The sequence below is a fragment of the Micromonospora sp. ATLC16 genome, assembly GCF_057196645.1.
This window is the reverse complement of the sequence record NZ_JBXUOW010000061.1, coordinates 22,825-30,798: the sequence shown is the minus strand read 5'-3', so window position 1 is coordinate 30,798 and position 7,974 is coordinate 22,825. Positions and strand designations below refer to the sequence as shown.

The 7,974-nt window shown below is 70.6% G+C and carries 8 protein-coding genes and 1 tRNA gene; 3 read left to right on the top strand and 6 right to left on the bottom strand.

Going from position 1 to position 7,974, the window contains the following annotated elements; translation table 11 throughout:
- The first annotated feature begins 358 nt into the window (after positions 1-358).
- The 3 genes from AC2CHE_RS21345 (at position 359) to AC2CHE_RS21335 (ending at position 2,514) form a co-directional block, all read left to right on the top strand.
- The gene (locus tag AC2CHE_RS21345; RefSeq protein ID WP_484506642.1) at positions 359-892 is read left to right on the top strand and encodes a phospholipase; all 534 of its coding nucleotides are present in this window, start codon (positions 359-361) and stop codon (positions 890-892) included.
- 131 nt (positions 893-1,023) lie between these two features.
- On the top strand, positions 1,024-1,299 hold the full coding sequence (locus tag AC2CHE_RS21340) for a hypothetical protein (RefSeq protein ID WP_484506641.1): 276 nt from the start codon (positions 1,024-1,026) through the stop codon (positions 1,297-1,299).
- Between the two features lie 3 nt (positions 1,300-1,302).
- Positions 1,303-2,514, top strand: coding sequence for a tyrosine-type recombinase/integrase (locus tag AC2CHE_RS21335; RefSeq protein WP_484506640.1), 1,212 nt, complete (start codon positions 1,303-1,305; stop codon positions 2,512-2,514).
- A 113-nt stretch (positions 2,515-2,627) separates the two neighbouring features.
- Here AC2CHE_RS21335 and AC2CHE_RS21330 read toward each other — a convergent pair.
- The 6 genes from AC2CHE_RS21330 to AC2CHE_RS21305 all read right to left on the bottom strand — a co-directional run bounded on the left by AC2CHE_RS21330 (position 2,628) and on the right by AC2CHE_RS21305 (position 7,820).
- Positions 2,628-2,701, bottom strand: a tRNA-Pro gene (locus AC2CHE_RS21330).
- A gap of 281 nt (positions 2,702-2,982) precedes the next feature.
- Positions 2,983-4,383, bottom strand: coding sequence for a ribosome biogenesis GTPase Der (gene der / locus AC2CHE_RS21325; protein WP_484506639.1), 1,401 nt, complete (start codon positions 4,381-4,383; stop codon positions 2,983-2,985).
- Complete coding sequence (gene cmk, locus AC2CHE_RS21320; protein ID WP_484506638.1) at positions 4,380-5,060, bottom strand: (d)CMP kinase; 681 nt, start codon at positions 5,058-5,060, stop codon at positions 4,380-4,382. Before cmk ends, der begins: the two co-directional genes overlap by 4 nt.
- Before the next feature lie 147 nt (positions 5,061-5,207).
- On the bottom strand, positions 5,208-5,978 hold the full coding sequence (locus AC2CHE_RS21315; protein ID WP_484506637.1) for a pseudouridine synthase: 771 nt from the start codon (positions 5,976-5,978) through the stop codon (positions 5,208-5,210).
- Entirely contained in the window at positions 5,965-6,852 is an 888-nt protein-coding gene (gene scpB / locus AC2CHE_RS21310; RefSeq protein WP_484506636.1) for an SMC-Scp complex subunit ScpB, read from the bottom strand. Before scpB ends, AC2CHE_RS21315 begins: the two co-directional genes overlap by 14 nt.
- Positions 6,849-7,820: a segregation and condensation protein A gene (locus tag AC2CHE_RS21305; protein ID WP_484506646.1), complete on the bottom strand. Its 972-nt coding sequence runs from the start codon at positions 7,818-7,820 to the stop codon at positions 6,849-6,851. Before AC2CHE_RS21305 ends, scpB begins: the two co-directional genes overlap by 4 nt.
- Between the last annotated feature and the right edge of the window lie 154 nt (positions 7,821-7,974).

The following is a 7,974-nucleotide window of genomic DNA, read 5'->3' as shown; positions in this document are numbered from 1 at the left end:
GGTGCACCCGATTCTGCTGTGGACATGGACTCGACACCCACATCCTCGCAGGCCAGGTGCACCTTTCTTTCACTGACCTCGATCAGTCAAATCCCCCCTGAACAGGGGAGGTCAGCCGACTGCCCCAAGCTGAATACGTACGACGCAGGCTCCCGACGATAATTTCGCGGTCGACCGGTGTCAATCGCGACGCCTGCCGGAGCCGCTGTCCTCCGCACGTTCTCCTCAGTCATTAAATCCACACTGAAAGACGACCAGATCGCCGAGCAGGGCTATTCGAGCGCACATTGAATATATAGCCCGGCGGCAATATCGAGTGTTATCTTGGCGCCCCAGCCATCGCCCGAGGGGAACACGCATGCGCGTCACTGTCCGAGCCGTTCTCGTGATGGGCGCGATCCTGGGCCTGCAACTGGCCCTGTCCGGGGCGGCCAACGCGGCCGTCACCGACGCTGAACGGATCGCGGTCGCCACCCAGTGGACCCAGCCCAACGCCGCCAGCCAGCGACAGTGGAACGACGCCCGGCTCGACCCGGGGTCGTGGACCGAGTACCAGTTCGACTGGACGACGGACTATTGCACGACGAGCCCGGACCAGCCGTTCGGCTTCGACTTCCGGCTGCCCTGCCAGCGGCACGACTTCGGCTACCGCAACTTCACCGCACTCGGGGTCTTCGACGCCAACAAGGCGCGGGTGGACGACGCGTTCCACGTCGACATGCAGGCGGTCTGCAACCGATACAGCGGTCTCCCGCGCTCGACCTGCCTGGGTCTGGCCCGGACCTACTACGAAGCGGTCCGGCTGCTCGGGCTGACCGAGCTGACGGAGCGGCAGATCGACGACGGCACCCGGGACACCCGCGACGAGAAGCCGGAAGCACCGGGTCAGTGACCCGACTCGCGGGCGGCGGTAACCGGTACCGCCGCCCGCGACCGACTGGCCGGCCCCGACACCGGACGCCCGGGCGGCCGCCGGAAGACACCCGGCGCCCGGGTAGGTCGAGTTCCCGCAGGAGGAGAGCGATGAGCACCGAGATAGAGATCCGGACCGAGGCCGGAGGACTTCAGGACCCGGCGTACGAGGCCGTCGACTTCGGGAAGCCGGAGCTGCTGGCTCGGGGAATCCACCGGGAGGCCGTGGGCGGGTACTGGGACGAGCTCGGCGAGTTGCAGCTCGACTTCCTCCAGCGGCAGGGGCTCAGGCCGGACAGCCGGTTTCTCGACGTGGGATGCGGCCGGCTGCGCGGGCCGGCTGATCGCCGCCTACCTCGACCCGGGCCACTACCACGGCATCGGTGACCTGTGGCCCGTCCTGAACTGCCCATCGGCACCGCCGGCAAGATCCGCACCGAGAAGCTGGGCCCTGGCCGGTTCCGCGCCAGGGTCCGCTTCCGCGACTACGACGGCGTCACCCGTGACATCGAGGTCACCGACACCACCGGCCCCGCCGCCGTCCGGGCGCTGAAGGTCAAGATCCGCGACCGCAGCACCCCCAACGACGACGAGATGAGCCGGGAGACCCGCATCAGCGCCCTCGCCGACCTGTGGGTCGAGGAGATCACCGCCGAGGAACGGATCGCAGCCCAGACCATCCACCGCTACCAAGCCAGCCTGCGCACCACGATCCTGCCCGCCCTGGGCAACCTGCGTATCCGAGAAGCCAGCGTCGGGCGTCTCGACCGGCTGCTCCGCGAGATCGCCAAGGACCGGCCTTCCGCCGCCAAAGGCGTGAAGGTCGTCCTGGGCCAGATGTTCGCCCTCGCCGTGCGGCACGGCGCGATCCCGAGCAACCCCGTACGCGACACCGGCCGGCTCCGTAAACCCCGCCGCACCGTCGTCGTCCTCAGCGGCGAGCATCTCCACGCTGTCCGGGCGGCGATCCGTGACTGGCAGCAACCGGTCCCCGGCAAACCCGGGCCTCGGCACACCGGCGACTTGGCCGACGTCGTCGACCTCATGCTCGCCACCGGCGCCCGCATCGGTGAGATCCTCGCCCTGCGGTGGGAGGACCTCGACCTCGCCGCCGCGCGTCCCACCCTGACCATTTGCGGCACCCTGGTCTACGTCAAAGGCCACGGCATCTTCCGACAACCCTGGACCAAGAGCGACGCCGGCTACCGGATGCTCGTCCTGCCCCGATTCGCCGTCGGCATGCTCATGACCCGCAAACTCACCGCCGCAGACAACCCCCACGACGCGATCTTCGCCACCCGACGCGGCACCTGGCTCTCCCCCAACAACGTCCGCCGACAGTGGCGCCAGGCCCGCGCCGACACCGACCTCGACTGGGTCACCCCGCACAGCTTCCGCAAGACCGTGGCCACCCTGATCAAAGAGGAAGCCGACACCAAGAGCGCCGCCGCACAACTCGGCCACTCCAGCGAAGAGGTCACCACCACCTACTACATCGCCAAACCCGTCCGGGCCCCCGACGTCTCCGACGTCCTGGAACGCCTCGCCGCCAACCCGAACCGACCCCACCCACCAACCCTGCACAACGATGCCGGTCGATGACGAACGTGGTTGCCATACCCGGTAAACGGGGGGTTTTCGGGGGGCGGTTCAAATCTCCATCGAAGAAAGTCAAAGCCCTGACCGCGTCTCCGCAGGTCAGGGCTTCCTCTTTGTCGGGACGGCCGGATTCGAACCGACGACCCCTTGACCCCCAGTCAAGTGCGCTACCAAGCTGCGCCACGTCCCGATTGCCACCGCAGGGCCTGCCCGCGACAGCCGGTACAGCTTAGCGCAGGCCCCGCTTCACTCGCACCGGCCCCTCCTGGCGGCCCAGTTCCGGTACGACCGATGCCGCATCGGAGTGGACCCCTGGTACGGAGATGGTGCGCCGCAGAGTAGTCGTCATTACCTACGCGGAAGGTCGCGGTCGCGGCGGCCACCGGGACCGCGCCAATGGCGCAGCCCACCACCCTAGGGCGTCCTAGGAACCTGGGTGGGCTGGTGGGGACGGTGGTGGCGCTCGGAGGATCAGCCGTGGGCTTTGCCGCGACCGCCGGGGCCGAGCTTCTTGCGGGGGCGTACCGAGATCTCGATCGGGCTGCCCTCGAAGCCGAACTCCTCGCGCAGCTTGCGCTCGACGAAGCGCTGGTAGCCGGCGTCCAGCGGACCGGTGGTGAAGAGCACGAAGCGCGGCGGGGCCACCCCCGCCTGGGTGGCGAACAGGATCCGTGGTGCCCGACCGCCCCGCACCGGGTGCGGGGTGGCCTGGACCAGGGCGGTCAGCCACGCGTTGAGCTGCGCGGTGGGGATCCGGGTCTCCCAGCTGTCCAGTGCCCGGTGCAGGGCCGCGGCGAGCTTGTCGACCGCCCGGCCGGTCTGCGCCGACAGGTTGAGCCGGATCGCCCACGGGATGCGGCGCAGCTCCCGCTCGATCTCCTTGTCCAGGTAGTACCGGCGGTCGGCATCGACCAGGTCCCACTTGTTGAAGGCGATCACCAGCGCCCGGCCGGACTCGGTGACCATGGACAGGATCCGCTGGTCCTGCTCGCTGATCGGCTCGCTGGAGTCGAGCAGCACCACCGCCACCTCGGCAGCCTCGATCGCCGAGGCGGTGCGCAGGCTGGCGTAGTACTCGGTGCCGCTGGCCCGGCCGACCCGCTTCCGCAGCCCGGCCGTGTCCACCAGGTGCCAGGTGTCGCCGCCGATGGTGACCAGGCTGTCCACCGGGTCGACGGTGGTGCCGGCGACCGCGTCGACCACCGCCCGTTCCTCGCCGGAGAAGCGGTTCAGCAGGCTGGATTTGCCGACGTTCGGCCGTCCCACCAGCGCCACGCGACGCGGGCCACGGGGGCGGTACTCGGCCACCTTCGGCGCCTCCGGCATCGCCGCCAGGATGGCGTCGAGCAGGTCACCGGAACCCCGTCCGTGCAGTGCCGAGACCGGGTGCGGTTCGCCGAGGCCGAGTGACCACAGCGAGGTGGCCTCCAGCTCGATGTTGGCGTTGTCGGCCTTGTTGGCCACCAGGATCACCGGCTTGGCGCTGCGGCGCAGCATCTTCACCGCCGCCTCGTCGACGTCGGTGGAGCCCACCGTCGCGTCGACCACGAAGACCACCACGTCGGCGGTCAGCACGGCGGTCTCGGCCTGCGCGGCGATCGCCGCGGCGCGATCCTTCGCGTCCGGTTCCCAGCCGCCGGTGTCCACCACGGTGAACGCCCGCCCGGACCACTGCGCGTCGTAGGGGACCCGGTCGCGGGTGACTCCCGGCACGTCCTCGACGACCGCCTGGCGGCGGCCGATGATGCGGTTCACCAGCGTGGACTTGCCCACGTTGGGGCGGCCGACCACGGCCACCACCGGCTGCGGACCGGTCTGCTCCTCGGTGTCCAGGTCCGGCTCACGCAGCTCGACCCAGCCGTCGTCACTCATGCCACTGACCGTTCGGCAAGTAGTGCCCGCAGGCGCGCCACGACCTCGTCGATGCCCAGCTCGGTGGTGTCGAGCACCACCGCGTCCGGCGCCTGGGCCAGCGGGTCGGCCTTGCGGGTCGAGTCCAACTGGTCACGCCGGGCCAGGTCGGCGGCGGTGGCCGAGACGTCGGACGCGTTCTCGGCGCTCCGCCGCGCAGCACGTGCCGCCGCCGACGCGGTCAGGTACACCTTCAGGTCGGCTTCGGGCGCCACCACGGAGCCGATGTCCCGTCCCTCGACCACGATCCGCCCCGCCTTGATGATCATGTCCCGCTGACGGGCCACCAGCAGCGCCCGGACCGCCGGCACGGCGGCCACCGCCGAGACGGCAGCGGTCACCTCGGGGCCCCGGATGTCGGTCTCGACGTTCACCCCGTCGACCGTCACGCCGTACCCCGCGGGGTCGGTGCCGATGCGCAGATCGGCCTCGCCGGCGACCTTCGCCACCGCCTGCGCGTCGGTCAGGTCGACGCCGGAGCGCAGCACCGCCCAGGTGATCGCCCGGTACATCGCACCCGTGTCGAGGTAACGCCCGCCGAGGCTCGTGGCGAGCCGTCGGGAGACGGTGGACTTACCCGAACCGGACGGCCCGTCCACAGCGACCACGCAGCGCCCGGCCGGTACGTTTTCCTCCACCGTCGTCCTCCTCAGCCCGTACCTCACGATCCGTCGGCGACGACCGCGAGCGGTTGACCACACAAGTCCAATGATGCCCGGCGTCGTGCAGCGCCACCGGCCGGGCCGTCAGGCAGCCTACCCGCAGCCGTACCCGCGACTACCGTCTCAGTCACCCACGGCCTTGAACAGGGCGGCGACCTCCGCGTTGGTCAGCCTCCGGGTCCGCCCGGCACGCAGGTCGCCGAGTCGGATCGGCCCGATGGAGGTACGCACCAGCCGGCTCACCGGGTGGCCGACCTCCGCGAGCAGGCGGCGTACGATGTGTTTGCGGCCTTCGTGCAAGGTCAGCTCGACCTGGGCGGTACGCCCCAGACTGTCGACCACCCGGAAGGCGTCGACCGTCACCGGGCCGTCCTCCAACTCGATCCCGGCCGCCAACCGCTTGCCGAGGTTGCGTGGGATCGGGCCGGAAACCTCGCACAGATAGGTCTTCGGCACCCCGTAGGAGGGGTGCATCAGCCGGTGTGCCAGGTTGCCGTCGTTGGTGAGCAGCAGCAGTCCCTCGCTGTCCGCGTCGAGCCGCCCGACGTGGTAGACACGCTGCTCGACCCGGTTGCCGAGGAAGTCGGCAAGCGCGGTACGTCCCTTCTCGTCCGCCATGGTGGAGACCACCCCACGCGGCTTGTTCATCGCCAGGTACACCAGCCGGATGTCGGCCGCCAGCCGCTCGCCGTCGACGTGGATGACCGCAGTGGTCGGGTCGACCTTGTCGCCGAGCTGCGCCACCCGCCCGTCGACCGTCACCCGCCGCCGGAAGATCAGATCCTCGCAGGCCCGGCGGGAGCCGACACCGGCGGCGGCGAGCACCTTCTGCAGGCGTTCCGGGCCGGTGTAGACGGGGGCGTCGGGGCGGGGGGTGCGGTCATCGCGCGGCATCGGCAAGCTCTTCTACGTCGTCGGGAAGGAAAGGGGCCAGGGGCGGCAGGTCGTCGAGGCTGTTCAGGCCGAGCTTCTCCAGGAAAAGGGTGCTCGTCCGGTACAGGTAGGCCCCGCTGTCGGACTCGGTGCCGCACTCCTCGACCAGGCCGCGAGAGACCAGGGTACGGATGACCCCGTCGCAGTTGACACCGCGGATGGCCGAGATACGCGACCGGGTCACCGGCTGCCTGTACGCCACCACGGCCAGGGTCTCCAACGCGGCCTGGGTCAGCCGGACCGACTGCCCGTCGAGGATGAACCGCTCGACGTAGGTGGCGTATTCCGGTCGGGTGTACAACCGCCATCCGCCCGCGGCCCGGCGCAGCTCGAATCCGTGACCGGCGGCGGTGAAGCCGGCGGCGATCTCGTCGAGCATCGGCCCGATCCGCTCGGCGGACTGCTCCAGCACCTGGGCGAGGACCAGTTCGCTCACCGGTTCGTCGACCACCAGCAGGATCGCCTCCAGCGCGCCGCGCAACTCGGCGTCGTCGAGTTCCGCGGCCGGTTCCGGCGCCGGCCGGACCCGCGCCACCGACCGTTTCCGCCCGGAACCCGGTACGCCTTCCCCTCCGACGCCCTCGACCGAGGCGCTCCGCCCCAGGTCGCCTCCCGAGGCGTCGACCTCCGCGACGCTCTCCGCCGAGACATCCTCCCCGGCGGCACCCCCCTCCCCGGTCCGCTCCGGCACGACCTGGGTCTTGGACGGGATCGGCCCCTGGAGGGGCACCTGTGCACCAAGATCCGCGGCGTCTCCGGGGGCGGGGCGCTGCCACGGCGGCACCCAGGCGGCGGCCTGCTCGGCCAGGGAGTCCGGCCGCTCTTCGTTGCTCATCCAGCTCGCTCCTCGGTCGTTACCGTCGGGTCAGCCTCGCCGACCACAGAGGCCCCGACATCACCAGCGCCACCGGCGGCAACCTCGCCGGTCGACGACTCCGCGGGCGGAACGGACAACCCTCCGGGGGGCTCGGTGGGAGGCTCGGGTGGTGTCCCGGCGTACTCGTCGATGGCCAGTGCCGGGCCGCCGTCGGCGGAACCCGTCCAGCGCACGGTCAACTCCTCCAGCGCCTGCTCCTGGACGAAGGCCACCACCCCCTGCCGGTACAACTCCAGCAGGGCAAGGAACCGGGCAACCACCTCCAGGGTGGCCTCGCAGTCGGCGCAGAGCAGTGAGAAGCTGGCGGTGCCGGCCCGCCGCAGCCGTTCGGCGATGATGCCGGCGTGTTCCCGGACGCTGACCCGGACCATGTGCACGTGGGCGACGGACACCTCGGGCACCGGCTTCGGGGTCATCGCCCGCACCGCCAGCTTGAGTAGTCGTGGCGGACCGATCCCCAGCACCAGATCGGGCAGCGCTTCGGCGTAGCGGGCTTCGAGGGTGACGGCCCGCGGGTAACGCCGGCCGCCGACCTCCTCCAGTGCGGCGATGTGCGCCGCCGCCTCCTTGTACGCCTTGTACTGCAACAGCCGGGCGAAGAGCAGGTCCCGCGCCTCCAGCAGGGCCAGATCCTCCGGGTCCTCGACCTCGGCGGCGGGCAGCAGCCGAGCGGCCTTCAGGTCGAGCAGGGTCGCGGCGACCAGGAGGAACTCGCTCGCCTCGTCCAGGTCCCAGTCGTCGCCCATGGCACGGATGTAGGCGATGAACTCGTCGGTCACCTGGTGCAGTGCGACCTCGGTGACGTCGAGTTTGTGCTTGCCGATCAGTTGCAGCAGCAGGTCGAACGGGCCGGTGAAGTTGGCCAGCCGTACGGTGAACCCGGCACCCTCCGCCGGCTCCACGGCCTCCGCCGACCCGGTTGGCACCGTCGGCGCCGCAGGAACCGCCGGCTCAGCTGGCTGCGCCGGCTGAGCAACGACCGTCGGCTCCCCGCCCGCGTCCGGGACGGGTCGGTCAGCCACCACCGGCGGCGGATCAGCCGCAGTGCTCGGGTCGAGGGGCGGGGCGCTCACGCCGACG

Coding starts and splice junctions, on each gene's coding strand:
- AC2CHE_RS21345 (WP_484506642.1), top strand. CDS start 359: ATGCGCGTCACTGTCCGAGCCGTTCTCGTGATGGGCGCGATCCTGGGC.
- scpB (WP_484506636.1), bottom strand. CDS start 6,852: ATGAGCAACGAAGAGCGGCCGGACTCCCTGGCCGAGCAGGCCGCCGCC.
- AC2CHE_RS21340 (WP_484506641.1), top strand. CDS start 1,024: ATGAGCACCGAGATAGAGATCCGGACCGAGGCCGGAGGACTTCAGGAC.
- der (WP_484506639.1), bottom strand. CDS start 4,383: ATGAGTGACGACGGCTGGGTCGAGCTGCGTGAGCCGGACCTGGACACC.
- AC2CHE_RS21315 (WP_484506637.1), bottom strand. CDS start 5,978: ATGCCGCGCGATGACCGCACCCCCCGCCCCGACGCCCCCGTCTACACC.